Raw genomic sequence first — 25,004 nt, 5'->3', positions numbered from 1 at the left:
CCGCAGCATCCGACCTCGCCCGCCTCGCCGATGTCCTCACCGGCGCAGAGCCGCTGAACTGGGTCATCACGGGCGATTCGATCACGCACGGACTCGTGCACACGCAGGGCGGACGCAGTTACGCCGAGCACCTGCACGAGCTGATCCGCGGCGACCTCGGCCGCACGCGCGACATCATCGTCAACTCGGCGATCAGCGGGCACCGGCTGCCCGACATCCTCGGCGACTTCGAGCGTCGCGTCTCGTCGTGGCGTCCTGACGTCGTCACGCTCATGATCGGCACGAACGACATGTCGACGCTGCCCGGCAGCCCGCATGTGGAACCCGCGGCATTCACGGCGTCCCTGCGCGAGTTCGTGGCGCGCGTGCGCGAGCTCGGCGCGATCGTCGTGCTGCAGACGCCGCCGTCGATCGATGTGCCGAACGCGGCGGGTCGCGAGCGGATCGCGGAGTTCTCGGATGCCGTGCGCGCCGCCGCTTCGCTCGACGACGTCGCCCTCGTCGACCAGAACGCGCGCTTCACCGAGCTCGGCGGGGGTGGCGTGCCGTGGGGCCTGATGAACGACCCGTTCCACCCGAACTCCGCAGGCCACGCGGCGCTGGCGCTGGGACTCACCGCAGCCCTCGGCATCCGTCCGGCCGCGTCGCGCGCGCTGCCGCTGCTCGAGGCACAGGTCGCCGCCGCCCGCCTCGCCTGACGCTCCCCCGCCGCCCCGTCGCGTCGCGCGCGTGCGGGGTCGATGACGCATGCCCCTGGGCCGGACCAGGTCCCCGCGCACCTCCCGGAGGACTTCGGTATTCGGTGTTGCTAGGTACCGGTACTCAGTGTTACTTTGTACCGGTAGCCAGTAACACTGAGTACCGGATCACAGAAAGGAGAGCCGATGGGCAAGCAGATGACCGAGATGCTCAAGGGCACTCTGGAGGGCATCGTCCTGGCCCTCCTCGCCGAGCAGCCGGCCTACGGATACGAGATCACCGCACGACTGCGCGATCACGGATTCACCGACATCGCCGAGGGCACGATCTACGCGCTCCTCGTGCGCATCGAGCAGAAGAAGCTCGTCGACGTCGAGAAGGTGCCGAGCGAGAAGGGACCCCCCCGCAAGGTGTACTCCCTCAACCCCGCAGGCACCCACGAGCTCGACGAGTTCTGGTCGACCTGGACCTTCCTCGCCCAGCGCATCGAGCAGCTGAACAGCACCACCGCGCGCAGCACGAACACCACGAACACCACGAACACCACGAACACCACTACCGACAAGGAGAACTGACATGGCCGCCAAGTGGCTCGAATTCATCACCGGATCCCTCGAGCAGAAGAAGCAGTACCGCGATGCGAAGAAGCGCATCGACGCCCTGCCCGAGCCCTACCGCACCGTCGCCAACGCCCAGCACCGCTACACGATGTACTACGGCGGGATCACCGACGGCGACACCCTCGTGCGGATCTTCCTCGACCTCGCCGACCTGTGGGAGCGCGCAGCCGTCGACGGAACCCCCATCGCCGACATCGTCGGAGACGACCCCGTCGAGTACGCCGAGAGCTACGCCGAGGCGTACGGCGGCTCGCAGTGGGTCGACAAGGAGCGCGCGCGCCTCGTCGAGGCCGTCGACGACGCCAAGAAGAAGGAGAGTCGATCATGACCACGCCCGCCATCGCCGTCCGCGGCATCGAGAAGTCGTACCGCGACCTGCACGTGCTGCGCGACGTCTCCTTCGAGGTCGAGAAGGGGTCGATCTTCGCCCTCCTCGGCTCGAACGGCGCCGGCAAGACCACGATGGTGCGCATCCTGTCGACGCTGCTGCGAGCGGATGCCGGCGCAGCCGCCGTGCGGGGATTCGACGTCTCCGCCGAGCCGCTGCGGGTGCGCGAGTCCATCAGCCTCACCGGGCAGTTCGCCGCCGTCGACCAGATCCTCACCGGGCGCGAGAATCTCGCCCTCGTCGCGAAGCTCCGACACCTGCCCGACCCAGGGAAGGTCGCCGACGACCTGCTGGCCACGTTCCGTCTGACGGATGCCGGGAGCCGCAAGGTCGGCACGTACTCCGGCGGTATGCGACGGCGACTCGACATCGCCATGAGCCTCGTCGGCGACCCCGAGGTGATCTATCTCGACGAGCCCACCACCGGTCTCGACCCGGAGGCACGCATCGAGGTGTGGGAGGTCGTGAAGCGCCTCGCCGACTCCGGCACGACCGTTCTCCTCACCACGCAGTACCTCGACGAGGCCGAGCACCTCGCCGATCGCATCGGCATCCTGCACGAGGGCCGCATCATCGCGAACGGCACCCTCGCCGAGCTCAAGGCCCTGCTGCCTCCCGCGAAGGTCGAATACGTCGAGAAGCAGCCCACCCTCGAGGAGATCTTCCTCACGCTCATCGGACCACCCGCGCACGACACAGACAAGGAGACCGCAGCATGACCACGCATTTCGCCGCGGACACGGCGACCCTCACCGGCCGCTCGATGCGGCACATCTTCCGCAGTCCGGACACGATCATCACCACGGCGGTCACCCCGATCGCACTGATGCTCCTGTTCGTGTACGTCTTCGGAGGGGCGCTGCGCACGAGCACCGGCTCCGAGAACTACGTGAACTACCTGCTCCCCGGCATCCTGCTGATCGCGATCGCGTCGGGCATCGCCTACACGGCGTTCCGGCTCTTCACCGACATGCAGAGCGGCATCTTCGAGCGCTTCCACTCCATGCCGATCGCGCGGTCGAGCGTCCTCTGGGCGCACGTGCTGACGTCGCTCACCGCGAACGCCCTCACCCTCGCGATCATCTTCGGGGTCGGGTTCGCGATGGGATTCTGCACCGGCGCCGGCGTGCTCGCCTGGCTCGGGGCCATCGGCATCCTGCTGCTGTTCACGCTGGCACTCACGTGGCTCGCGATCATCGCGGGGCTCAGCGCCAAGACCGTCGACGGGGCGAGCGCGTTCTCGTACCCGTTGATCTTCCTGCCGTTCATCAGTTCGGCGTTCGTGCCGACCGACACGATGCCGGGGCCGGTGCGCTGGTTCGCCGAGAACCAGCCGGTGACGTCGATCGTGAACACGATCCAGGCGCTGTTCGCGGAGCAGCCCGTCGGGAACGACATCTGGGTCGCGCTCGCCTGGTGCATCGGCATCCTGGTGGTGGCGTACGTGCTCGCGATCGTGACGTACAGGAAGAAGATCTCTTGACCTCGCCCAGCGAGGCGGAACGCTCCGTCCGGACCCTGCGTCCGGCCGGGGCGTTTCGCCGCGCTCAGCGGTCGGACGCACAGCAGAGAGGATGCCGCGGCCTCACCGCAGCCCGAGCGGACCGAGCACCACGGCCTGACGGGTCCGCATCCACCGCACCCCGTGCGCCCGACGCTCGGCGCGGGTCGCGAAGCGGTACCGGTACGACACCGCTCGCACCCACCGTGGCCGCTCCCCCTCGAACGGATCGGAGCGCAGCAGGGCGAGCGTGGGCGCGTCCGCCTCGAGGAGTCGCAGCAGGAACACCGTGAACCAGTCGTCGAGCGAGCGCCCGAGCGGCAGGAACCACATCAGCCAGTCGAGCCGCAGGTGGTACGGCGCGAACTGACCTGGCGCGCGCCGCACATCGCCGGGCTTGCCCTTGAACTCGTACTCGCGCCACAGCAGCGCGTCGTCGTCGGTCGACCCCTCGACGACCAGCTCGATCCGCTCCTTCGTGACCGTGCCGAACGCGCCGTAGGCGTTCGCGATCTGCCAGCGGTTGAAGCTCGCGTTCATGAGCTGGCGTCGTGCGAAGAGGTTGCGCAGGGCGGGCCAGCTCAGCGCGGACACCAGCAGGCCGACGGCGGACGTGATCACGAACCAGTACAGGGGGATACCGGGCCACGGCGCATCGGTCTCGTCACCGGCGGGAGCGCCCACCCCCGGCAGCCCGACCGCCGAGAACGCGATCACGATCGTCACCCAGTTCAGCCATGCGAAGTTGCCGGTCGCGACGAGCCACAGCTGCGTCGCGATCATGACGAGCGCGGCAGTCGTGCCGACGATCTGCGGAACCGGCCCCGGCACCCAGATCGACAGCAGCGGAGCGAACACGAAGAACGGCACGACGAGCTGCGCGACGTGGTTGCCGACGACCTCCGCGCGGTGGAACCACCGCGGCAGCAGGTGTGCCTGACGGCTGAGCGGCCCCGGCATCGGCTGCGTCTCGTGGTGGTACATGAGCGCGGTGAGGTCCCGCCATTCGCGTCCGCCGCGGATCTTGATCATGCCCGCGCCGAACTCGACCCGGAACAGCAGCCACCAGAACAGCACGATCACGACGGTCGGCGGCGGCTGGTCGTGCGAGCCGAGGAACGCCGCGAGGAACCCCGCCTCGAGCAGCAGCATCTCCCACCCGAACGAGTAGAACGTCTGCCCGATGCTCACGACCGACATGTACCCCAGCCACAGGGCGAGGAACGCGACCATCGGCACCCACGGCGGAGCGAGCTGAGGGATGCCGAGCACGAGCAGACCCGCGATCGCGATGCCGCACCAGCACAGCGCAGCGAGGCGTCGATCGGTGTAGCGGATGCGCAGGAAGAGGGTGGGATGCAGCATCCGCCGCCGTGACGGTTCGTCGCCGAGCCAGTCGAGCAGCGTCGGCGCCGGGAGCAGCCCGCGCTCGCCGAGCAGCGGCCGGAACTGGTTCAGCGTCGAGACGAACGCGACGAGGTAGAGCGCCGCGATCCCGCGCTGCAGCACCTCGCGGGCGAACCCGAAGTCGACCGCCGCGAACCCGTCCATGGGGTCAGGCTACGTCCGGCGATTCCGGGGTCGAAGGGGGTTGCGCGCGCACGCGGTGCAGGAGATCTCTCGCAATGAGGGACGGATGCACGTAGCCGCTCCTTGAGAACGCGAGATCTCCTTCCGCAGCACCGACAGCGATGGGCGGGGATCCGTCGTGGATCCCCGCCCATGGTGCGTCAGGCACGGAGGATCAGGTCAGTCGACGACCCAGTCGAACTCGGAGCCGTGCTCTTCGAGCCATGCGTCGACGGCCTCGGCCTCGCGCCCCTCGCCGTACTCGTTCACGACGAGGTCTTCGAGCGAACCGTACTGCGCGTCATCGAGCTGGATCTTCTCGATGAGCGCGGCGGCCTCGGGGTACTGCGCGGCGAAGCCCTTCGTTCCGAGGAAGTGCAGTCCTTCGGCCTCGCCCATGGCGCCCTTGGGGTCTTCGAGGTCCTTCACGGGGTACGCGTCGTTGGCCCAGAACGGACGCCACAGCGTCACGACGATGTCTTTCTCGTTCTCGGTCGCCGACTTCAACTCGGTGAGCATCGCAGCGGTCGACGAGGTGACGAGCTCGTAGCCGTCGAGGCCGTACTCGGGCATCATCTTCTGGGTCTGCCCGGTGAGTCCGGCGCCCGGCTCGATGCCGTAGATCCTGCCGCCGAACCTGTCGCTCGCGGCGGCGAGCTCGTCGATCGAGTCGATGTCGGTGTACTCGGGCACCGCGATCGTCAGCTTCGCGTTGTCGTAGTACGTGCCGAGGTCTTCGATCGAGTCGCCGTACGTCGCCATGTACTCGGCGTGGGTGATCTCGGGCCACGCCGACGGGAAGATGTCGACGTCGCCCTGTGCGAGGCCCGTGTACAGCGGCCCCGCCTCGGTGAGGGTGTTCATCTCGACGGTGTACCCGAGCTTTTCGAGCTGATCCTGCAGCAGGTACGCGGTGCTGAGGCCGTCGGTCCACGAGGGCAGGAAGCCGAGGGTGATCGTGCCCTTATCCCCGCCGCCCGCGGCATCCGACCCGCCACCGGCGAGTTCGATCGTGCCACCGGCGCCGTCGCTCGCGCACCCGGCGAGGGCGAGGGATGCCGCGGCGCCGAGCGCCGCGACGGTGATGAGCCTGCGATTACGCATTCTGGAGCTCCTTCTCTTCGACGGACGCGGATGCCGGGGCGGATGCCGGCGCCGCCTCGATCGCGGCAGCGCGCTGCTGCGCGCGGCGATCGCGGATCAGCGCGAGCAGCGACCCGCGGTTGCGTCCGAGCGTGCCGAGGGCCGCGGTGACGCGGTCGAGGAAGACGGCGATGAGCACGACCCCCAGACCCGCCTCGACGCCCTTGGCGATGTTCACGGTGGAGATGGCCTCGACGACCATCTTGCCGAGCCCGTCGGCTCCGGCCATGCCGGCGATGACGGCCATCGACAGGGCGAGCATGATGACCTGGTTGACGCCGGCGAGGATCGTCGGCATGGCGAGCGGGAGCTGGATGCCGCGCAGGATCTGTCCCGGCTTCGCACCGAACGCCTGCCCGGCCTCGACGGTCTCGGAGTCGACGCCGCGGATTCCGAGTTCGGTGAGTCGCACGCCGGGAGGCAGGGCGAAGATCACGGTCGCGACGAGCCCGGGCACGACACCGATGCTGAAGAACACGATGGCGGGGATCAGGTACACGAACGCGGGCATCGTCTGCATGAAGTCGAGGATCGGCTTGAGCACCGCGCGCACAGTGGCGTTGCGTGCCGACCAGATGCCGAGAGGGATCGCGATGATCACGGCGACGAGCGCGGCGACGAGCACGAGGGCGAGCGTCTGCATCGCGGGGACCCAGAGGCCCATCGCGACGATCAGGGTGAAGGAGATCACGGTGCCGATCGCGAGCTGCCACGACCGCACGAGCCACGCGATGAGCGCGGCGATCACGATCACGACGTAGAAGTACGGCAGGAGCAGCAGGAAGGTCAGACCCTGCACGAGCGAGGTGACGACGAACGACACCACGTCGAGGAGGCCGTCGAGGTTGGTCTTGATCCAGTCCACGCCGGATGCGACCCAGGTCCCGAGAGGAAGTCGGAAGCCGTCCATCAGCGCACCTCCCCTGTCATCTGCGTTCCCGTTGTCGTCGTGCCCCCCGGATCGGCGGTCCACCCGTCATCCAGCACGGCGTCGATCTCGGCCTGCGGCATGGGCAGCAGCGGGAGCGTGAGCTCGCCGGTCGCGCCGGGTCCGGGGCCGAGGGCTGCGAGGAGGGTGATGCGGGGGATGACGCCGACGAGGCGCCCGTCGGCATCGACCACCGCGAGCGGCAGCGGCGACTCGACCGAGGGCACGAAGAGGTTCATCAGGACCTCGTCGACGCTCACGCTCTGCGGCACGGGCTTGAGGATCGACTCGAGCGTGGTGATGCCCTTGCGCACCAGCTTCACGGCATCGCGGTCGGTGACGATGCCGAGCAGCTTGCGGTCGCGACCCGTGACGTAGGTCGCCGACATGAAGGCATCCCGCATCTGGCGGAGCGCGGTGCGGGGTCCGGCCGTCTCGGCGACGACGGGGCGCGGGCGCTCCATGACGTTGCCAGCCGTGAGCACGCGGGCGCGGTCGACGTCCTGCACGAACTGCTCGACGTAGTCGTTGGCCGGGTCGGTGAGGATGTCCTCGGGTGTGCCGATCTGCACGATGCGGCCGTCGCGCATCACGGCGATGCGGTCACCGAGGAACATGGCCTCGTTGAGGTCGTGCGTGATGAACACGATGGTCTTCTGGAACTTCTCCTGCAGCTCGAGCAGCTGCTCCTGCATCTCGCGGCGGATCAGCGGATCGAGGGCGCTGAACGCCTCGTCCATGAGGAGGATGTCGGTGTCTGCGGCCAGCGCACGGGCGATGCCGACGCGCTGCTGCATTCCGCCGGACAGCTCGGACGGGAGCTTGTCTGCCTGACCCTCGAGGCCGACGAGGGACAGGATCTCCTCGGCCTTCGCGAGGCGCTCGGACCTTCCGACTCCCTTGAGCTCAAGCGGGTAGGCGACGTTCGCGGCGACCGTGCGGTGCGGCAGCAGCGCGAAGTGCTGGAACACCATGGAGATGCGGTCGCGGCGGATCTCGCGCAGGCGCGAACCGGGGATGCCGGTGATGGCGTCTCCGCCGACGTGCACCGAGCCGTCGGTGGCCTCGTGGAGACCGTTCAGCATACGGATGATGGTGGACTTGCCGGAGCCGGAGAGGCCCATGATGACGAAGATCTCGCCGCGCTTCACGGTGAAGCTGGCGTCGATCACGGCTGCAGTTCCCGCTTCGGCGACGTCGGTGCGGCTCTCGCCGGCCTTCAGCCGTCGAGCGGCCTGGTTCGGATTCCGACCGAACACCTTGTAGAGATTGCGCGCTTCAAGAGCGATTTCGGACACGTTTCCCCCGCGGCTCGCCTTCGGGTGGCTGAGCCTGCTTCGGTTACGCCCGGGTGACGCTCCCGGCCGTTTCGACGTGGTGCTGTGGCGGCGCGGACGGCGGATTTCGGATCCACCGCGATAGAGCATCGACCGTACGCCCACGCCTCTTCGCAGCACAGCACATTCGAAAGAAGGACGCGGTCGCGGACTGGTCTTCGGGCCGTCAGGCCCACAGACCAACGTAACGAAATGGCCGGTCAGGGGCAAATCCGCATTTGTGAGGGCGCTCGACTTTCTTGACCTGACCGGGGGATTGCGCGGCTTTCGGACACCGCGTCGCTTGCCGCTTCTCGGGCGTTTCCCCGGCTGCCGTCAGCGGCGGATGCTGCGCGTCACCGTGAACTTCGGGGTGCGGTGCATCTGCTCGGTCGGGCCGACGAGACGGGTCAGTTCCGCGCGATAGCCCAGCGCCGAGTTGTAGACCGTGAGGAGTTCGCCGCCGGGGCGGAGGATGCGCGCGGCGGCCTCGAACAGCCGGGTCGCCGCCCCGGTGTGGACGCTCGTGCCGAGGTGGAACGGCGGGTTCAGCAGCACGACGTCGGCGATCCCGTCGGGGAGTGCGGATGCCGCGTCGTCGTGCATGACCTCGACCCGGTCGGCCACGCCGTTCGCGGCGGCCGTGGCCCGTGCCGAGGCGACCGCCGCGGCGGAGCGGTCGGTCGCGATCACGCGGGCCGAAGAGTGCGCGAGCGCGTACGACACGGCGAGCGCGCCGGTGCCGCAGCCGAGGTCCACGACCGACGCGGAGGCGCCCGCATCGTCGGGGGTGTCGACCGCAGCCGAGGCGTTCTGGTCCAGGCCGAGCACGTCGAGCAGCACGCGTGTGCCGATGTCGAGCTTCGCACCGGCGAAGGCGCCGCCGTGCGCGACCAGCGTGAGCCCGTGATGCTGCCGGACGACGGGGAAGGGCGGCTCGCCCGCGGCATCCTGCGGTTCCGAGGCGATGACGAGCCGGGACTTCCGCTCCGCCCGCTGCGCCTGCACGGCCGCGAACCGGTGCGCGAGCACATCGTTCTGCGCGAGGGTCATGTGCTTGACGCGGCCGCCCGCGACGAGCACCACGTCGGGCGCGGCCCGGCGCGCGACGGCATCCGCGATCTCCTCGAGCTCGGCGAGCGATTTCGGCAGCTGCAGCAGCACGAGTCTCGCCCCCGCGAGCAGCGACTCATCCAGCTCGTGCGACGCGTACCCCGTGAGTCCGAGGTCGCTGGCGTTGAGATCGAGCGCGCGACGGCCGGACGCGAGGTCCTGATGCACGCGAACGCCCTCGAGTCCCGCGGCGACGAGAGGCAGAGCGATCGCTCCGTACTCGTCGCCGATCACCGCGATCTCCGTGCCGGGGATGCCAGAGGCGAGCGCCCGGTCGACGAGCAGCAGGTCGGTCGCGTCGTACGCCTGCAGGTTCTCAGCCTCGACGTCGGGGCGACGACGCAGGCGGCTGAAGGGGAACTCCACCCGTCCAGCCTACGAGCGGGCGTTCGTGCAGCAGCGCTCTGCGAGGCGGCCCGTCGGAACTCCCGCCTGCCTCTTGCGGGGGAAACACGATCGTCACACAATGGTCATCTAATGGATCACATTGATCTATTAGATGGATCACGACGACGTACCCGAGGAGCCCCCGCATGACCCTGACCATCGCCGGACTGCAGCACGACGGCATCGCCGGCGATGTCGAGGCGAACCTCGCGGTGATCGCCGACGCGGCTCGCGATGCCGCGTCGCGGGGAGCAGACATGCTCGTCACGCCCGAGATGTTCGTCACCGGCTACAACATCGGCGACGCACTCGCCCCGCTCGCCGCGCCAGAGCTCGTCGAGCGGATCGCGGAGATCGCGCGCACGGAAGGCATCGCGATCATCGCCGGCCTGCCGGAGACACTGCCCGACGGCGGCATCACGAACTCCCTCGTCGCGATCGACCGGAGCGGGGCCGAGCTGCTCCGCTATCGCAAGACCCACCTCTTCGGCGACCTCGATCGCAGCCTCTTCGTGCCGGGTGACACCCTTCCGCCCACGATCGACATCGACGGCGTGATGATCTCGGTGCTGATCTGCTACGACGTCGAGTTCCCCGAGACCGTCCGCGCGGCGGCCCTCAGCGGGGCGGATGCCGTCATCGTCCCTACCGCGCAGATGGAGCCCTACGCGCACATCGCCGAACGGCTCATCCCCGTGCGGGCGTGGGAGAACCAGGTGCACGTCGTCTACGTCAACCGCACCGGCACCGAAGGCGACCTGACGTACGTCGGCCGCAGCAGCATCGTCTCCCCCGAGGGCGTCGTGCTCGACTCCCTCGGACCCACCGACACCGGCCTCCTGATCGCCACGATCGATCCCGAGGCCACGCGACGCGCGCGACGGGAGAACCCGTACCTCGCCGACCGCCGCACTGATCTGTACTGACCCCCTCCTCTCCCGCATCCCCTCCGGATGCTCGTCGAAAGAGACCACATGACCGTCTCCCCCATCGCCGAGCCGCGCCAGCGCCTCGACGGCCAGCTCGGCACCGGCGCGATCGTCTTCATGGTGATCGCCGCCGCCGCTCCCCTCACCGTGATCGGCGGCAACGTGCCGATCGCGATCGGCTCCGGCAACGGCGCCGGCGCCCCGATCGGCTTCGCCCTCGCGGCCGTCATCCTGCTCGTGTTCTCCGTCGGATTCGTCACGATGACACCGTTCGTGAAGGAGGCCGGCGCGTTCTTCTCGTACGTGACCGCCGGACTCGGATCGCGGTTCGGACTCGGCTCTGCGTTCACCGCGCTCGTCGCGTACACCGCGATCCAGGTCGGCGTGTACGGGTACATGGGGTGGGCGGTCGACGACCTCGTCACGTTCTTCGGCGGACCGAGCCTGCCCTGGTGGCTCTATTCGTTCGCCACCATGGCGATCGTGGCCGTGCTCGGATACCGGCACATCGAGCTGAGCGCCAAGGTGCTCGGGATCGCGCTCGCCCTCGAGATCCTCGTCGTCGTCGTGCTCGACGTCGTCATCTTCGCCACAGGCGGCGCCGAGGGCATCGCGCTCGAGACCTTCGATCCCGCGAACGTCTTCACCGGCGGCATCGGCGTGGCCGTGCTGTTCGCGCTCACCGGGTTCATCGGATTCGAGGCGACGGCCGTCTTCCGCGACGAGGCCCGGTCACCCGAGCGCACCATCCCCCGCGCGACGTACCTCGCGGTCATCATCATCGGCGTCTTCTACGCCATCTCGTGCTGGGCACTGGTCACGGGTGTCGGCGCGAGCAACGCGGTCGCGGTGGCGCAGCAGACCCTCGCCGGCGAAGGCAACCTGCTGCTCGACACCACGACCCAGTACCTCGGACCGATCCTGCGCGACATCGTGCAGGTGCTGCTCATCACGAGCCTGTTCGCCTGCGTGCTCTCGTTCCACAACGTGATCGCCCGCTACCAGTTCACGCTCGCGCACAAGGCGGTGCTGCCCGCCCGTCTCGGACGCCGTCACGCCACCCACCACTCCCCGGCGTTCTCGTCGATCGTGCAGACGATCACCGCCGCGATCGTGCTGGCCGCTCTCGCCCTGCTCGGCCTCGACCCGCTCGTCGGGGTGTTCGGCTCGATGGCGGGGGTCGCGACGGTCGGCATGGTGCTGCTCATGCTGACGACCTCGATCGCCGTGCTCGTGTTCTTCGCACGACGCCCCGAGCTGGCATCCGGTCGGTCGATGAAGGCGCGCGTCTTCCCGATCCTGTCTGTCGTCGGACTCGCGTTCGCGCTGTGGCTCGTGCTGTCGAACTTCACGCTCGTGACCGGGGGCAGCGTGGCCGTGAGCACCGTGCTCGCACTGATCCCCGTGGTCGCGATGGTCGTCGGTATCGTGTGGGGCAGGCGGTTCCGCCTCGACGCCGAGCTCGTCGAGGAACCCGCCGCATCGGACCGCGCGGAGGATCGCGCGGCAGGCTGAGCCGGGCGCGTCCCGGCCGACCGGTGCCGACCGAGAGACGATGACGATGGACCTGGCCTCCCCGGCGCTCGGCGCGATCCGCCGCACGACGGCCGTCGACACGGTCCGTGCACGGATCTCGCTGGCGGTCGAGCTGGGCATGCTCACGCCGGGGCAGCGCCTGCCCAGCACCGACGACACGGCGCGGGCGTTCGAGGTCAGCGAGATGACCGTGCGGCGCGCGTACCGTGCGCTGAGCGACGAGGGCGTCGTCGTGCGACGCAAGGGCCACGCGGGCGGAACGTTCATCGCCGACGCACCGGCGGTCGGCACGGTCGTCGAGATCGACGCCTACAGAGCGGATGCCGCGCACGTGCACGCTCTGATCGACCAGCGCGCCGCGCTCGAGGCAGGGCTCGCCGCGATCGCCAGTGCCTCCGCCGACGAGGAGGCGCTGGCGCAGCTCGACGCCCTCGTCGAGGAGATGCGGTCCGTGCCCGACTGGACGGGGTTCCGCACCGCCGACGCCGCATTCCACGAGGTGCTCGTGCGGATGGCGGGGGCGGCCGGCGCCGCGGACCTGCACCAGCGTGTCTCGCACGAGCTCTACGCCTACTTCATCCCCTACCGCATCGACTACCTGCGGGAGTCGAACGAGGAGCACGCGCGTCTCGTCGATGCGCTCCGCTCTCGGGATGCCGCGGCCGCGAGCCGCCTCGCCTTCGACCACGTCGCCGAACTGCACGGGTCGATGTACGTCGGGAGCCCGCGCGCCTGACGACCGACGTCTCATCTCGCTCCGCTCGCTCACCGACCCGGGGCCCGCGCAGCATGCCGTGACGACCCGCACCGGAACACGCGCCGTTGACATGCGCCGGGTTAGATGGTTACCTAGTCGAGTAACTAACCAAACAACAACAGCGGAGGACTCGTGATCGAAGAAGGCAAGCCGCTCTTCCTCCAGATCGCCGAGCAGATCGAGGACTCGATCATCGACGGCTCGCTCGCGGAGGAGACCAAGGCGCCTTCGACAAACGAACTCGCCGGCTTCTACCGGATCAACCCCGCCACGGCAGCGAAGGGAGTCGCCATGCTCACCGACAAGGGAGTGCTGTACAAGCGCCGCGGCATCGGCATGTTCGTCGCGGAGGGCGCGCGGGAGATCGTGCTCGGCGAACGCCGGGCCGCGTTCGCCGACCGCTACCTCGACCCGCTCCTCGCCGAGGCCCGCACCCTGGGCCTCAGCGCCTCCGACCTCGCCGCCCTGCTGACCGAGCGGGCGGCCTCCACAGAAGGGAAGAACCCCGCATGACCGCCGTCATCGAGGTGCAGAACCTCACCAAGCGCTACAAGGACAAGCGTGCACTCGACAACGTGTCGCTCCGTCTCGAGGCGGGCTCGATCTACGGGCTGCTCGGCCGCAACGGCGCGGGCAAGACGACTCTCATGTCGATCCTCACCGCGCAGAACTTCGCCAGTTCCGGCGACGTCAGGGTCTTCGGGGAGCACCCGTACGAGAACGCGCACGTGCTCGACCGGATCTGCTTCGTGCGCGAGAGTCAGAAGTACCCGGACGACGCGTATCCGCGTCACGCCTTCAAGGCCGCGAGCCTGTTCTTCCGCAACTGGGACCATCAGCTGGCCGATGAGCTGATCGAGGAGTTCCAGCTCCCGATGAAGCAGACGATCAAGAAGCTGTCTCGCGGGCAGCTCTCGGCCGTCGGAGTCATCATCGGTCTCGCCTCCCGCGCCGAGCTGACGTTCTTCGACGAGCCGTACCTGGGTCTCGATGCGGTGGCGCGGCAGATCTTCTACGACCGCCTGCTCGAGGACTACGCCGAGCATCCGCGCACGATCATCCTGTCATCGCACCTCATCGACGAGGTCTCGAACCTCATCGAGAAGGTCATCGTGATCGACAACGGTCGAATCCTCCTCGAGGAGGACACGGATGCCGTGCGCGACCGCGCCGTGACCGTCGTCGGCGACGCGGAGAAGGTCGACGCCTGGGCTTCCGGCCGCGAGGTGCTGCACCGTGAGTCGCTCGGCCGCGTGGCGTCGATCACCGTGCTCGGACACGTGTCGCCCGCCGAGCGCGCCGAGATCTCGGCATCCGGTCTCGATCTGGCTCCCGTCTCGCTGCAGCAGCTGATCGTCCGCCTCACGCAGAAGGCGGAATCAGCGACGAAAGACGCCGCCGTGAAGGAAGGAGTCCGCTGATGCGACGCACACTCAACGTCATCCGCCTGCAGCTGATCAACCGCCAGACGTTCATCTGGGTTCCGCTGATCGTGCTCGGCTCCGCCGTCGTCATCTCGGTGCTCATCTACGCGATGATTCCGGTCGACGGCCCGAAGTACGGCGGTGGCGGGCAGGCCCCGCTCTGGTACTTCTTCGCGATCGGGATCTCGGCGATGACCCTCACCTTCCCGTTCTCGCAGGCCATGAGCATCACGAGGAGGGAGTTCTTCCTCGGCACCCTCGCGACGGCGGTCCTCGGCAGCGCGCTGCTGAGCCTGGTCTTCCTGCTCGGTGGGGCGATCGAGCTCGCGACCAACGGCTGGGGCGTGAACGGGTACGTCTTCCATCTGCCCTGGCTGTGGGAGGCGGGGCCGGCCGGCGCGTTCGTGGTGTTCTTCACCCTCGCCCTGTTCCTGTTCATGCTCGGCTTCACGGGGGCGACGATCTTCAAGAGCTGGGGCCCGGTGGTGCTCACCGTCGTGGGCGTCGGACTGGCACTCGTGCTCCTCGCCCTCGTGTTCCTCGTGACCCGGCTGGAGCTGTGGCTGGAGGTCGGACGCGGGATCGGCGACCTGGGCGCCCTCGGCCTCGCGCTGTGGGGACTCGTGATCGTGGCTGTGCTCTCGGTCGTCTCGTTCCTCGCGTTCCGGAGGGCGAAGCCCTGACTCGGGGCTTCTCCCGTCCCGCCGGCTGACCCGCCTCGGGGGCCGACACGCCACACGGCGGACTGCTTCGCGGCATCCGTCCGACATCCGGCGTGTCGGCCCCCGAACTGTGCGAACAGAGACGGCCGGGTCGCCCTACCCGGCCTGCACCGGCGAGGCAACCCCGTTCGCCGGCGCCGGGCGAGCGACTACCGTCGGCATGCGGGGAGGACGACCGAGAGGATGCCGTGACGAAGATCCGCTCGCGAATCCGCGAACGTCGACCGGCGATCGTGGAGTCGCTGCGCGAGGCCGTGCAGCCCGCGCGCTTGCTGCTCGTGGCGAAGACCGCGCTCGCCGTGGGACTGGCCTGGTGGATCGCCCCACACATGCCCGGCGTCACCGACGAGTACCCGTACTACGCCCCGCTCGGCGCGCTCGTGAGCATGTATCCGACGCTGATGGGCTCGGTGCGGTCGGGCCTGCAGACCCTGCTCGGCCTCGTCGCGGGCATCGGCCTCGCCACGGTCGTCGTGCTCACGGTGGGCCCCACGTGGTGGACCATCCCGGTGGTCGTCGGCGTCGGCGTGCTGCTGTCGGGAACGGGCTGGTTCGGCGTCGGCAAGGAGTACGTCCCGATCGCCGCCCTCTTCGTGCTCATCGTCGGAGGTCAGGATGCCGACGACTACTCGCTCGGATACCTCGCCCAGATGGCGGTCGGCGTGGTCGTCGGCTTGATCGTCAACGTCGTGATCGCCCCCGCGCCCACCACTCTCGTCGCGGCGGCGCGCGTCGACGCCTTCCGACGACAGCTCAGCGACCACCTGCACGACATCGGCTACGCGATCACGGAGTCGTGGCCGCCGGAGCACGAGCAGTGGGCGGACGATGCCGCGTCGCTCGCCGACACGACGGCGTCGCTGCGCACCGCGCTCGCCGAGGCCGACGACAGCCGGCGCGTGAACCCCCGCGCGCGAGGGCGTCGGGGCGAGACGCAGCACATCCACGAGGATCTGCGACGACTCGACCGCATCGCGCACCTGATCCGCGACATCGCCGACGCCACGGCCGACACGATCTGGGATCGCCCCGGCTCGCTCGGCCTCGACCCCGAGCTGCCCGAGCCGCTGTCGGCCGCCTGCCATGCCGTCGCGGACGCGATCGCCCTCGACGATCCGACGACGGCCGACGCCCACCGCCTCCGCGGCGACGCCGCGCGCGCGATCCGCCTGCTGCTCGAGCGGGTCGACGACCGCACGATCGACGTCGGCAGCACCATGGGCACGGGCGTGCTGTCGGCCATGCATCTGCGCCGCATCCTCATCGTGAGCGGTGCCAGGGACGAGTCGGACGACTGAGCCGGGGCCTCCTGCTCAGATCGTGTCGTCGGCGGCGACGATGTCGACCTGCCAGAAGCGGCCGTCGGGGTCGTTCTCGTCATGGGCGGCCTCTGCCCGTTCGAACGCCTCGTCGAACTCGTGCAGGAGCGCCTCGAACTCGGCCTCCGTGAGCCGTGTGGTGCGCTGCTGGAACACGGCGCGGATGCCGGGCGAGCGACCGCCGTAGTACTCCGGCGCCCACGCGACGACGCGCTGGAGCAGGTCCTGGTGCTCTGCGGCGACGGCCTGCACGACCGCTCCGCCGAGCTCCTCGTCGGCCACCGGGTGGTCGGGGTCGCCGACGCTCATGGCTCCTCGCACGGCGGTCCAGACCCGGTCGCGGCGGTCGCGGGCGTGCTCGGGGGCTTCGGTGATGAGGGCGGCGTCGGCGAGGGCGCGCAGATGGAAGCTCACGCGGTTCGCCGGCACGTCCAGCTCGGCCGCGATGTCGGCGGCGCGCATGTGGTCGTGGCGGGCGAGGAGCTTGAGGATGCGGCGGCGGAGGGGGTGGGCGTAGGCCTTGAGCATGGCGGAGGTCATCCAGACGGGATCGTCTCCCTGCGCTCCTCCGGTCATGGTCCGATCATACGCGCACCGAAAGTTGCGCAAGAAATGTTGCGCAATTCTCGGCGGCCTTCTACGCTGGCGCTCATGACCACTGCGACGACCCCCACGAGCCTCTGGCGCAGCCCGCGCTATCTCATCTGGCTCGCGAGCGACACCAGCAAGGGACTCGCCGCCGCCCTGTTCGGATTCGCGGTCCCGCTGCTCGCGCTGATCGTCACCGACGACCCCGCCCAGGCCGGCATCATCGGCGGTGCCGGCATGGTCGCGAAGGTCGTCTTCACCCTCGCCGGCGGAATCCTCGCCGACCGGCACGCACGCATCGACCTCATGATCGTCGGATCGCTCCTCGGCGTGCTGCTCGCCGGCGCGTTCACCGCGTTCGCGCTCGCCGATGCGCTGACCTTCACGACCCTGCTCATCGCCAACGTGCTGCTCGCCGCGCGCAGCGGCGTCTTCGACGTCGCCGGCGAGAGCGCGATCAAGGAGATCGTGCCCGACGACGCCATGGGCAGGGCTCAGGCCGCGAACCAGGGCCGTGACGCCGCACTGCAGCTCGCCGGAGGCCCCCTCGGCGGGCTGCTCCTGAGCCTGGGCGGCTGGGCGATCGGCGCGGCGATGACGCTCTGCCAGTTCGTCGCCGGCGCGACGGCGTGGATGCTGCGGCGCGGCGAGCCCGCGGCATCCGATCCCCCCGTCGAGCCCGACGACCGTGAGGGCGACGCGCCCGCAACCCCCGCGAGCGCGTGGAGCGAGCTGCGCGAGGGGTTCTCCTGGCTGCTGTCTCGGCCCGATCTCGGTGGCGTGCTGCTCACCGTCACCGTGATCAACCTCGGGTTCAACGCCGCGATCACGACCGTCATCTACGCGCTGCAGCAGGCCGGTCACTCCGAGGTCCTGATCGGCACCCTCGGGGCGGCCGTCGGTGCGATCATGCTGGGCGGGGCCATCGTCGCTCCCCTTCTCGTGCCGCGGTTCGGCGCGGGCGCGATCGCCATCGCGGGTCTGGCGACGGCGACGGTCGGCACCGTCGTGCTGTGCTGGGTCGATCAGCCCTGGGGGATCGTGGCGGTGCTCGGGGCATCGGTGCTGCTGCTGCCCGCACTCAACGCCGGGATGATGGGCTACTTCATGGTGGCGACGCCGAGCCGACTGCTCGGGCGGGCGAACAGCGCGGCCGGGGTGCTCGCGATGGGGGCGCTGCCTCTCGCCCCGCTCGTCGCGGGTTTCGGGCTCGCCTGGCTCGGACGGGAGGGGACGCTGCTCGTCTGCGCCGGCCTGTGCCTGGCATCCGTCGCCCTCGCCGTCGGCAACCGCGCGCTGCGCGCCCTTCCGGTCGAGTCGCGGTGGGCCGAGCACGCGAAGAGGTACGAGTCGGCCTGACCGAGGCGGCCGCTACAGGGACCCGGTCAGCGCCGCGATGCCGGCGAGCGCCGAGGCGAGGGCGAGCACGAGGGCGATCGAGATCAGCACCACGTGCACGGTGAGGAAGGTCGTGGGCTTGCCCGCGGCATCCCGAGCGCGGGGATCCTTCGCGATGCGGGTGTAGAAGCGCGGCCAGACGAGGGCGTTGAAGGCGGCGTTGAGGAACAGGAGGACGGCGAGGACGGTCACCTCTCCACGGTATCCGCTCCCCGACGTCGGCCCGTCGACGACCCGGTGCGGGAGATCGACCGAGTCCATGTATCAGCAGCCTCTTGCCGCACTCCTGAGAGGTGTGATCACAATGAGTCTCATGATCGACGGCCCACCCGGAGCCGGCCTCGATCCTGCACCGGACGACGGCGCGGCACGCTGGAAGCTCGCCGCCGGATACTTCGACGCATGGCGGGACGGCGACAGCCGCGCGATGGACGACCTCGTGCGGCTGATGACGCCTGTGCTCTGGCACGTCGTGCGTGCCTACGGACTCGAGCGCACGCTCGCCGAGGACGTGATCCAGACGACCTGGATGCAGCTGGTGCGCGGCGGGCGCTCGATCACCGAGTCGCGCGCGATCGCCGCCTGGCTCACGACGACCGCGAGGCGAGAGGCCTGGCGGGCGGGCAAAGCGCACGGACGGATCGACACCACCGAGACGGATGCTCTCGACGCGCTGCTCCCCGAGCAGGAATCCGCCGAGGAGCACGCCGCGACCGGCGATCAGAACCGGCGCCTGTGGGCGGCCGTCCGCCTCCTCGCCGACCGGTGCCAGCGGCTCCTGCGCGTGATCGCGTTCGAGGACCGTCCCGACTACACCCGTCTGGCCGCCGACCTCGCGATGCCCGTCGGCAGCATCGGACCCACCCGGCAGCGCTGCCTCGCCAAGCTGCGCGCGCTGCTCGACGCCCCGACCACGCGGACCGAGGGCGCACCGTGAGCGAGCACGACCAGGAGGATGCTGAGCTGTTCGCGCGGCTGCGCGCGCTCTGGCGGGACGTCGATCCGGTGCCTGCGACGCTCATCGACCGGATGATCGCGGCCGTCGCCGCCGAGGGCCTCAGCGAGGAGTACGCGCTGCTGACCCTCGTCGAGCAGCCGCTCGGCGCGGTGCGCAGCGGCACCGACGCGCTCACCCTGCAGTTCAGCGACGGCACGACGAGCATCCTGCTGCACGTGACCCGCACGGCGAGCGGCCGCCACCGCATCGACGGGTGGGTCGACACGGCGGCCGCCGTGGTCGAGCTCGCCCAGAACGACCGCGTCCGCAGCGTCACGCCCAGCGAGACCGGGCGCTTCACGTTCGACGAGGTGCCAGACGGGTTCACCCGCGTGCGCCTCACCACCACGGTCGGCGACGAGGAACGCACGCTGTCGACACCGCAGTTCGAGTTGTGATCCACCGCGGGTCCGCCCGCACACACCGCGGGCCCGCCCGCACAGGATGCGGGTGCGCCCGCGAGGAGGGGACGACCGACCATGGAGCAGCCGAGGGGTTGGAGCTGGCAGGACAGAGCGGAGGGGTCGATCCGTCGCGGGACGGCTCTCGATCCGAACGTCGAACCGGTCGGGGGCGTCCGTGCCTTCCCGACCGCGTATCTGCCCGAGCGACTGCTCATCACGTTCGACCGCGACAACGACCACGAGGCGTACGACGGCGAGGTGAAGGCGCTGCAGGAGGCCGCGGCATCCTTCGGCTGGCAGCTCGACGTCGAGTCACCGGAGTCGCGCCTGTACGCCGACGATCTGCTGCCGGGGGTGCCCGGCTTCCTGCGCGCGCATCTCACGACCCCCGATGAACCCGCGCGCGGGGAATCGCCCGTGCCGCCGGACGCATGGCGAGTGCTGCAGCGCGCCAGGAGGCGCACGAGGTCGTCGATGCCGCGCACGAGCCTCGAGCACGTGCTGTCGATCGACCCGGTCGGCCTGAACCCGTTCAGCCGCACGAACCCCTTCAGCCGCACGAATCCCTTCAGCCGCACCAACCCGGTGCGCGGCGCCGGGGTGGGCGGCAGCGACGACTACCTCGAACCGGGGCGCGGCGCCCGGCAGCCGGTGAGCTGGCTGGGCCCGGCACCGCGCCGCGGCCCGTCGCCGAAACGCGGGCGACGCCCTGTCGTGGCCGTGCTCGACACCGGGTGCGGCGTGCACGACTGGCTGCCCGACGACGTCGTCACCCGGCACGTCGAGCTCGACGGCGTGCCCGTGGGCCTCACCGACGACGCCGACCCCGAGCGCTACCCCGACCTGTACGGCCAGCTCGACGGCGAGATCGACGCGGTCGCGGGGCACGGCACGTTCATCGCGGGGATCATCCGGCAGAGCGCTCCGGATGCCGACATCCTGTCGGTGCGCATGGCCGGCGCACTCGGGGTGATCGACGAGAGCACGTTCCTCACGACGGTCGCGCAGGTGGTCGAGCTGCTGCGGCGGCACCGGGAGGACCCGTCGACCGGGCATCCGATCGACGTGCTCAACCTGTCGCTCGGCTACTACCACGAGACCCCGCAGGACGGCCTGTTCAGCACCACCCTCACCGCCCTGCTGACGAAGGCGAGGGAGCTGGGGTGCGTGGTCGTGTGCTCGGCGGGCAACGACGCGATCGACCGACCGTCGTTCCCGGCGTCGCTGTGGCCGTGGCCGGGGTCCGACAACGGCATCCCGCACGACGACGACGCGCCGCTCGTGTCGGTCGGGGCGCTGAACCCGTCGGCGCGCTCGGTCGCGCTGTTCTCGAACGTCGGACCCTGGGTGCAGGTGTACGCCCCGGGGGCGGCGGTCGTGAGCACGTCGCCGGCGTTCGTGGGCGGCGAGCAGGCGTCGTGCAGGGCCGATGTCGACGGACTCCGTCGCGAGACGATCGACCCCGACGACTACCGCGGCGGGTTCGCCATCTGGAGCGGCACCTCGTTCGCGGCACCCTATGTCGCGGGGCGCGTCGCGGCGCAGCTCGGCTCCGTCCCGCGGGAAGGCGTCTCGACGGCCACGGCGGCGAAGGCGGTGGCCGCGGTGCTGAAGACCCTGCCTGCTCCGCGGGAGTAGCCGCTCGTGACGGCGTCCGGCGACGGATGCCGTCACGACCCTTCCGCGCCGCGTTGTCGACCGGCATTCTGGGATGATGCCCCTGTCTGCGCGCGAGCTGCATCAGCGTGGCGTCGACGCGGCCAACTCGCGGCGGTTCGGTCGGGCGCGGCGCGCGCTCGTGACGGCATCCGCCCGCGTCGGCGACGACGCCGACCTGCGCGCGCGCATCGACGGCACGATGGCGTACGTGCTGGCGCAGACCGGTGCGCCGGGCGAGGCCGAGCGCCTGTCACGCGAAGCCCTCGCGCGACCGGGGCTGCGCACCGACACCGTCGCCGTGCTCGACGGCCAGCTGGGCACGCTGCTCATGCACGGCGGACGACTCGACGAGGCGGATCAGGCGCTCACGCGGGCGATCGACGCGCTCGACGAGGACTCGATCGAACGCGCGAACCTGCTCATGAGCCGTTCGATCGTCGGGATGCAGCGGCACCGGCTCGACGACTGCACCGCCGACCTGCGCAGCGCCATCGCCGTATACGAGACGCTCGGAGAGGAGGAACCTCTCGCCGAGGCGCGGCACAACCTCGGATACGCCGCGCTGCTCGGCGGCGATCTCGTCACGGCGCTGAAGCTCATGACCGCCTCTCGCCCCACGCTCGCCGCCACGAGCGACCTGGCCGCAGCGATCAGCGACCTCGACCGCGCGGAAGTGCTCCGCGACGCCGGGCTGACCACCGAGGCGGAAGCGCTGCTCGACGAGGTCGCGACACGTTTCGGGACGCAGCGCATGCGTCAGGCACGCGGCGAGGCCGAGTTCCACCTCGCGCGGTCGCTGCTGCGGCACGACGCCGCAGCCGCCGAGCGCACCGCAGCGAGAGCCGCGCGCCGGTTCGCGGCCCTCGGCAGCGACGGATGGTCGGCGCGGGCCGAGGCCGTGCGCCTTGAAGCATCCCTGCGGGCGCACCCGGAGCGCGCTGTCGACGCCGCCGCGTTCGCGCGCACCGAGCGCGCGCTCACGGCGGGCGGCTTCCGCTCGGAGGCGACCGCGCTGAGCCTCACCTCGCGGCTCGTCGGCGAGGGACGGATGCCGCGCCTCGCCGACGACACCCCGACACCGCTGCGGCTGCGCGCCCACGAGGTGCGGGCGGTGCGGGCGGCGAAGGCGGGGAAGGATGCCGCCGCCCTGCGCGCCGCGGCCGCCGGACTCGACCTGCTCACCGCCTGGCAACAGTCGTTCGGCGCCCTCGACCTGCAGGCGTCGGTGGCGATGCACGGAACCGAGCTGATGTTCACGGGGCTCAGGGCGGCCGCTCGCACGCGAGATCCGGGCGTGCTGTTCGAGTGGTCGGAGCGCGCGAGGCACCTGAGCCAGCGGGTCGCCCCGGTCCGTCCGCCGCACGACGCCGATCTCGCGGCCGACCTCGCGGAACTGCGGATGCTGCGCGCCGACCTCGCCGGCTCGGACTGGACCGCCGATGCCCGGGTGAGAGCGCTGCGCGACCGGGTGCGTGACCGGCAGTGGTCGTCGACCGGCGCCGGCGCCCACCGCGGACGCCTCGACCTCGCGACGACCAGGGCGCGGCTCGACGACGAGACCGCGGTCCTCGCCTACGTGTACACGGGGACGGACCTGCTCTGCACGGTCGTCACGGCGGCAGGGGCGTCGATCGTCGAGCTGCCCTGGCCGCGCATCCGTGCGGCCCTCGACGGACTGCGCGCCGACCTCGACGTCGCCGCCCTCACGCACGGCGGCCCGATGGCGGCGACCGTCGGCCGATCCCTCGACGACCGGCTGCGCGCGCTCGACGAGTCGCTGTTCGCGCCCGCGCGCGCCGCCGCCCCGCAGGCGTCACGGCTGGCGTTGACGATCCCCGGCATCCTCGGCGGCATCCCGTGGGCCATGCTCCCCGGGCTGTCCGGCATCCCGTTCACGATCGCCACCTCGGTGTCGCGCCTCTTGGAGGACCGTGCGCCGCGGCGGCGAGCCCGTGCAGGCTTCGCAGCCGGGCCTCGCGTCGCCCGCGCGGGCGAGGAGGTCCGCACGGCGGCGAGCGCCTGGGGCACGGCCGAGGTGTTCGCCGGCGAGGAGGCTCGGGTCGACGCGATCACCGAGCTCGCCGGGCGCACCGACGTGCTGCACATCGCCGCGCACGGCCGTCACGCCGTCGACAACCCGCTGTTCTCAGGCTTCGAGCTCGTCGACGGCACGCTGTTCGGATACGACGTCGACCTGATCCCACGCCCGCCCGACACGGTCGTGCTGTCGGCGTGCGAGCTCGGGCGATCATCGGTCCACTGGGGTGAGGAGGCACTGGGCATGACGCGCGTCTGGCTGCACGCCGGCACCCGCTGCGTCATCGCAGCCCCGGTCGTGGTCGCCGACGACGTGGCCTGCGAGCTCCTCGCCGCCCTGCACCTCCGGCTCGCGGGCGGCGATGCTCCGGCAGTGGCACTGGCCGCGGCATCCGAGTCCACGGGTCTCCGCGCCCCGTTCCACTGCCACGGCGACGGGTTCTAGAGATTTTCTCCACTCGATGTATCAGAGGAGGGTGCGCCCTCTCCTGATCTGCAGAGGGTGCCACGCGAAGGGCTCCGGAAGCGGAGCGCGAGGGAGGCGCAGTCGGAAATGGGGAACCTCGTGCACTGGGGAGTGCGAGAGACGACATGGACACCATCTACCTCGGGGATGTCGCGAGAGGGGTCGCGACATCCCCACCATCCGCCGACGGAGTGCGGATCGACCCGATGCCGCGACGGGAGGGGACCCGTCGCGGCACCGGCCGATCAGCACCGAGGGCGAAGCCGCTGCGGTGACGGCGACTCAGTCAGCGACGACCACGCGATAGCCTGCCGCCGCGAACTCCTCGCGCAGGGAGGATGAGAGCCCTCTGTCCGTGATGAGGGTCTGGAAGAGGTCGGCACCGCCGATCGAGGCGAAAGACCCGCGACCGACCTTCGACGAGTCGGCGACGATCACTGCGCGCTGTGCGCGCTCCGCCATCATGCGGTTCACGGCCGCCTCGCGCTCGTCATCCGTGCGCGCGCCGTCGACGGGATCCATCGCGTTCACCCCGATGAAGGCGATGTCGAGGCGCACTCCGCGGAGAAGCTGCTCGACGAACGGGCCCACGAGCTCGAAGCTGCGCGAGTGGATCACACCGCCCGTCACCACGACCTTGATGTCGGGGCGCATCGCCAGCTGAGCAGCGATGTTCACGGCGTTCGTGACGACGGTGACGCCGACGCCCGAGAGGTCGTCCCGGGCCGCGAGCGCTCCCGCGATGGCTGTGGTGGTGGTGCCGCCGGAGAGACCGATGACGGCTCCCGGCTCGACGAGGCGCGCCGCCGCCGCGGCGATCCGCTCCTTGTGACCGGTCTGCTGGTGGCTCTTGTACCGGATGGGCAGCTCGTACGCGACGGACTGCCCCACGGCGCCACCGTGCGTGCGGGTGAGCAGGCGGCGGGCCGCGAGACTGTCGAGGTCGCGGCGGATCGTCGCGGGAGACGCTTCGAACCGCTCGACCAGCTCGTCGACGCCGACCTCGCCCTGACCCGCGAGCATCTCCAGGATCGCCTCGAGGCGCGCCGCACGCTTCATCGCGACAACACCTCCGGGTCAGTCGGATCGGACCTCGCGGTCGAC

The 25,004-nt window shown here is 70.2% G+C and carries 25 protein-coding genes; 17 read left to right on the top strand and 8 right to left on the bottom strand.

The window, feature by feature from the left end:
• From RAC69_RS15600 to RAC69_RS15580, 5 genes are all read left to right on the top strand, one after another.
• Nucleotides 1-698 (top strand): SGNH/GDSL hydrolase family protein (locus RAC69_RS15600; RefSeq protein WP_375087631.1); only part of this gene is annotated, 698 nt, incomplete at its 5' end.
• A 186-nt stretch (nucleotides 699-884) separates the two neighbouring features.
• Nucleotides 885-1,274 carry a PadR family transcriptional regulator gene (locus RAC69_RS15595; RefSeq protein ID WP_375087630.1) on the top strand — a complete coding sequence of 130 codons (390 nt, stop codon included), beginning with the start codon at nucleotides 885-887 and terminating at the stop codon, nucleotides 1,272-1,274.
• Nucleotide 1,275: 1 nt separating this feature from the next.
• A complete protein-coding gene (locus RAC69_RS15590) occupies nucleotides 1,276-1,647 on the top strand; it encodes a DUF1048 domain-containing protein (protein WP_144875791.1) in 372 nt (123 codons plus the stop codon).
• On the top strand, nucleotides 1,644-2,426 hold the full coding sequence (locus tag RAC69_RS15585; protein ID WP_375087629.1) for an ABC transporter ATP-binding protein: 783 nt from the start codon (nucleotides 1,644-1,646) through the stop codon (nucleotides 2,424-2,426). The genes RAC69_RS15590 and RAC69_RS15585 overlap by 4 nt, the downstream gene beginning before the upstream one ends.
• Nucleotides 2,423-3,190: an ABC transporter permease gene (locus RAC69_RS15580; RefSeq protein ID WP_375087628.1), complete on the top strand. Its 768-nt coding sequence runs from the start codon at nucleotides 2,423-2,425 to the stop codon at nucleotides 3,188-3,190. Before RAC69_RS15585 ends, RAC69_RS15580 begins: the two co-directional genes overlap by 4 nt.
• A 102-nt stretch (nucleotides 3,191-3,292) precedes the next feature.
• Here the strand turns inward: RAC69_RS15580 and RAC69_RS15575 are convergent, their stop codons facing one another.
• From RAC69_RS15575 to RAC69_RS15555, 5 genes are all read right to left on the bottom strand, one after another.
• Entirely contained in the window at nucleotides 3,293-4,759 is a 1,467-nt protein-coding gene (locus tag RAC69_RS15575; protein WP_375087627.1) for a lipase maturation factor family protein, read from the bottom strand.
• A gap of 198 nt (nucleotides 4,760-4,957) precedes the next feature.
• Nucleotides 4,958-5,881 carry a glycine betaine ABC transporter substrate-binding protein gene (locus RAC69_RS15570; RefSeq protein ID WP_375087626.1) on the bottom strand — a complete coding sequence of 308 codons (924 nt, stop codon included), beginning with the start codon at nucleotides 5,879-5,881 and terminating at the stop codon, nucleotides 4,958-4,960.
• Nucleotides 5,874-6,830, bottom strand: a complete 957-nt coding sequence (locus tag RAC69_RS15565) for an ABC transporter permease (RefSeq protein WP_375087625.1) — start codon at nucleotides 6,828-6,830, stop codon at nucleotides 5,874-5,876. Before RAC69_RS15565 ends, RAC69_RS15570 begins: the two co-directional genes overlap by 8 nt.
• The gene (locus RAC69_RS15560; protein WP_375087624.1) at nucleotides 6,830-8,146 is read right to left on the bottom strand and encodes a glycine betaine/L-proline ABC transporter ATP-binding protein; all 1,317 of its coding nucleotides are present in this window, start codon (nucleotides 8,144-8,146) and stop codon (nucleotides 6,830-6,832) included. Before RAC69_RS15560 ends, RAC69_RS15565 begins: the two co-directional genes overlap by 1 nt.
• Before the next feature lie 354 nt (nucleotides 8,147-8,500).
• Nucleotides 8,501-9,643 (bottom strand): class I SAM-dependent methyltransferase, encoded by a 1,143-nt coding sequence (locus RAC69_RS15555; RefSeq protein WP_375087623.1) that lies wholly within the window; start codon nucleotides 9,641-9,643, stop codon nucleotides 8,501-8,503.
• Between the two features lie 167 nt (nucleotides 9,644-9,810).
• Here RAC69_RS15555 and RAC69_RS15550 point away from each other — a divergent pair, with 167 nt between their 5' ends.
• The 7 genes from RAC69_RS15550 to RAC69_RS15520 all read left to right on the top strand — a co-directional run bounded on the left by RAC69_RS15550 (nucleotide 9,811) and on the right by RAC69_RS15520 (nucleotide 16,330).
• Complete coding sequence (locus RAC69_RS15550) at nucleotides 9,811-10,590, top strand: carbon-nitrogen hydrolase family protein (RefSeq protein WP_375087622.1); 780 nt, start codon at nucleotides 9,811-9,813, stop codon at nucleotides 10,588-10,590.
• A 48-nt stretch (nucleotides 10,591-10,638) separates the two neighbouring features.
• Nucleotides 10,639-12,108, top strand: coding sequence for an APC family permease (locus RAC69_RS15545; RefSeq protein ID WP_375087621.1), 1,470 nt, complete (start codon nucleotides 10,639-10,641; stop codon nucleotides 12,106-12,108).
• 46 nt (nucleotides 12,109-12,154) lie between these two features.
• Nucleotides 12,155-12,865, top strand: a complete 711-nt coding sequence (locus RAC69_RS15540) for a FadR/GntR family transcriptional regulator (RefSeq protein ID WP_375087620.1) — start codon at nucleotides 12,155-12,157, stop codon at nucleotides 12,863-12,865.
• Between the two features lie 153 nt (nucleotides 12,866-13,018).
• Entirely contained in the window at nucleotides 13,019-13,399 is a 381-nt protein-coding gene (locus RAC69_RS15535) for a GntR family transcriptional regulator (RefSeq protein WP_375087619.1), read from the top strand.
• Nucleotides 13,396-14,307: an ABC transporter ATP-binding protein gene (locus RAC69_RS15530; protein WP_375087618.1), complete on the top strand. Its 912-nt coding sequence runs from the start codon at nucleotides 13,396-13,398 to the stop codon at nucleotides 14,305-14,307. Before RAC69_RS15535 ends, RAC69_RS15530 begins: the two co-directional genes overlap by 4 nt.
• Complete coding sequence (locus tag RAC69_RS15525; RefSeq protein WP_375087617.1) at nucleotides 14,307-14,993, top strand: hypothetical protein; 687 nt, start codon at nucleotides 14,307-14,309, stop codon at nucleotides 14,991-14,993. The genes RAC69_RS15530 and RAC69_RS15525 overlap by 1 nt, the downstream gene beginning before the upstream one ends.
• Before the next feature lie 227 nt (nucleotides 14,994-15,220).
• Nucleotides 15,221-16,330, top strand: a complete 1,110-nt coding sequence (locus tag RAC69_RS15520; RefSeq protein ID WP_375087616.1) for an aromatic acid exporter family protein — start codon at nucleotides 15,221-15,223, stop codon at nucleotides 16,328-16,330.
• Nucleotides 16,331-16,345: 15 nt separating this feature from the next.
• Here the strand turns inward: RAC69_RS15520 and RAC69_RS15515 are convergent, their stop codons facing one another.
• Nucleotides 16,346-16,927: an ArsR/SmtB family transcription factor gene (locus tag RAC69_RS15515; RefSeq protein WP_375087615.1), complete on the bottom strand. Its 582-nt coding sequence runs from the start codon at nucleotides 16,925-16,927 to the stop codon at nucleotides 16,346-16,348.
• 75 nt (nucleotides 16,928-17,002) lie between these two features.
• Between RAC69_RS15515 and RAC69_RS15510 the strand changes: the two genes are divergently transcribed.
• Complete coding sequence (locus RAC69_RS15510) at nucleotides 17,003-18,298, top strand: MFS transporter (RefSeq protein WP_375087614.1); 1,296 nt, start codon at nucleotides 17,003-17,005, stop codon at nucleotides 18,296-18,298.
• A gap of 12 nt (nucleotides 18,299-18,310) precedes the next feature.
• On the opposite strand, the gene RAC69_RS15505 is transcribed toward RAC69_RS15510, so the two are convergent.
• Entirely contained in the window at nucleotides 18,311-18,529 is a 219-nt protein-coding gene (locus RAC69_RS15505) for an SCO4848 family membrane protein (protein ID WP_375087632.1), read from the bottom strand.
• 121 nt (nucleotides 18,530-18,650) lie between these two features.
• On the opposite strand from RAC69_RS15505, the gene RAC69_RS15500 reads away from it, so the two are divergent.
• The 4 genes from RAC69_RS15500 to RAC69_RS15485 all read left to right on the top strand — a co-directional run bounded on the left by RAC69_RS15500 (nucleotide 18,651) and on the right by RAC69_RS15485 (nucleotide 23,879).
• A complete protein-coding gene (locus RAC69_RS15500; RefSeq protein ID WP_375087613.1) occupies nucleotides 18,651-19,274 on the top strand; it encodes an RNA polymerase sigma factor in 624 nt (207 codons plus the stop codon).
• On the top strand, nucleotides 19,271-19,732 hold the full coding sequence (locus RAC69_RS15495; protein WP_375087612.1) for a hypothetical protein: 462 nt from the start codon (nucleotides 19,271-19,273) through the stop codon (nucleotides 19,730-19,732). Before RAC69_RS15500 ends, RAC69_RS15495 begins: the two co-directional genes overlap by 4 nt.
• Nucleotides 19,733-19,813: 81 nt before the next feature.
• Nucleotides 19,814-21,376 (top strand): S8 family serine peptidase, encoded by a 1,563-nt coding sequence (locus tag RAC69_RS15490; RefSeq protein WP_375087611.1) that lies wholly within the window; start codon nucleotides 19,814-19,816, stop codon nucleotides 21,374-21,376.
• 76 nt (nucleotides 21,377-21,452) lie between these two features.
• On the top strand, nucleotides 21,453-23,879 hold the full coding sequence (locus tag RAC69_RS15485; protein ID WP_375087610.1) for a CHAT domain-containing protein: 2,427 nt from the start codon (nucleotides 21,453-21,455) through the stop codon (nucleotides 23,877-23,879).
• Nucleotides 23,880-24,182: 303 nt separating this feature from the next.
• Here the strand turns inward: RAC69_RS15485 and RAC69_RS15480 are convergent, their stop codons facing one another.
• Complete coding sequence (locus RAC69_RS15480) at nucleotides 24,183-24,959, bottom strand: DeoR/GlpR family DNA-binding transcription regulator (RefSeq protein ID WP_375087609.1); 777 nt, start codon at nucleotides 24,957-24,959, stop codon at nucleotides 24,183-24,185.
• Between the last annotated feature and the right edge of the window lie 45 nt (nucleotides 24,960-25,004).

Origin of the sequence: Microbacterium sp. LS_15 (assembly GCF_041954735.1) — a bacterium.
Lineage (GTDB): Bacteria > Actinomycetota > Actinomycetes > Actinomycetales > Microbacteriaceae > Microbacterium.
Note: the sequence above shows the minus strand (reverse complement) of the source record. Positions and strands in the feature narration are given on the sequence as shown.

Bases quoted from the DNA above. Each gene is read 5' to 3' on its own strand.
- RAC69_RS15595 (WP_375087630.1), top strand. From the start codon at position 885: ATGGGCAAGCAGATGACCGAGATGCTCAAGGGCACTCTGGAGGGCATC.
- RAC69_RS15590 (WP_144875791.1), top strand. From the start codon at position 1,276: ATGGCCGCCAAGTGGCTCGAATTCATCACCGGATCCCTCGAGCAGAAG.
- RAC69_RS15585 (WP_375087629.1), top strand. From the start codon at position 1,644: ATGACCACGCCCGCCATCGCCGTCCGCGGCATCGAGAAGTCGTACCGC.
- RAC69_RS15580 (WP_375087628.1), top strand. From the start codon at position 2,423: ATGACCACGCATTTCGCCGCGGACACGGCGACCCTCACCGGCCGCTCG.
- RAC69_RS15575 (WP_375087627.1), bottom strand. From the start codon at position 4,759: ATGGACGGGTTCGCGGCGGTCGACTTCGGGTTCGCCCGCGAGGTGCTG.
- RAC69_RS15570 (WP_375087626.1), bottom strand. From the start codon at position 5,881: ATGCGTAATCGCAGGCTCATCACCGTCGCGGCGCTCGGCGCCGCGGCA.
- RAC69_RS15565 (WP_375087625.1), bottom strand. From the start codon at position 6,830: ATGGACGGCTTCCGACTTCCTCTCGGGACCTGGGTCGCATCCGGCGTG.
- RAC69_RS15550 (WP_375087622.1), top strand. From the start codon at position 9,811: ATGACCCTGACCATCGCCGGACTGCAGCACGACGGCATCGCCGGCGAT.
- RAC69_RS15545 (WP_375087621.1), top strand. From the start codon at position 10,639: ATGACCGTCTCCCCCATCGCCGAGCCGCGCCAGCGCCTCGACGGCCAG.
- RAC69_RS15540 (WP_375087620.1), top strand. From the start codon at position 12,155: ATGGACCTGGCCTCCCCGGCGCTCGGCGCGATCCGCCGCACGACGGCC.
- RAC69_RS15530 (WP_375087618.1), top strand. From the start codon at position 13,396: ATGACCGCCGTCATCGAGGTGCAGAACCTCACCAAGCGCTACAAGGAC.
- RAC69_RS15525 (WP_375087617.1), top strand. From the start codon at position 14,307: ATGCGACGCACACTCAACGTCATCCGCCTGCAGCTGATCAACCGCCAG.
- RAC69_RS15515 (WP_375087615.1), bottom strand. From the start codon at position 16,927: ATGACCGGAGGAGCGCAGGGAGACGATCCCGTCTGGATGACCTCCGCC.
- RAC69_RS15510 (WP_375087614.1), top strand. From the start codon at position 17,003: ATGACCACTGCGACGACCCCCACGAGCCTCTGGCGCAGCCCGCGCTAT.
- RAC69_RS15500 (WP_375087613.1), top strand. From the start codon at position 18,651: ATGATCGACGGCCCACCCGGAGCCGGCCTCGATCCTGCACCGGACGAC.
- RAC69_RS15490 (WP_375087611.1), top strand. From the start codon at position 19,814: ATGGAGCAGCCGAGGGGTTGGAGCTGGCAGGACAGAGCGGAGGGGTCG.
- RAC69_RS15485 (WP_375087610.1), top strand. From the start codon at position 21,453: ATGCCCCTGTCTGCGCGCGAGCTGCATCAGCGTGGCGTCGACGCGGCC.
- RAC69_RS15480 (WP_375087609.1), bottom strand. From the start codon at position 24,959: ATGAAGCGTGCGGCGCGCCTCGAGGCGATCCTGGAGATGCTCGCGGGT.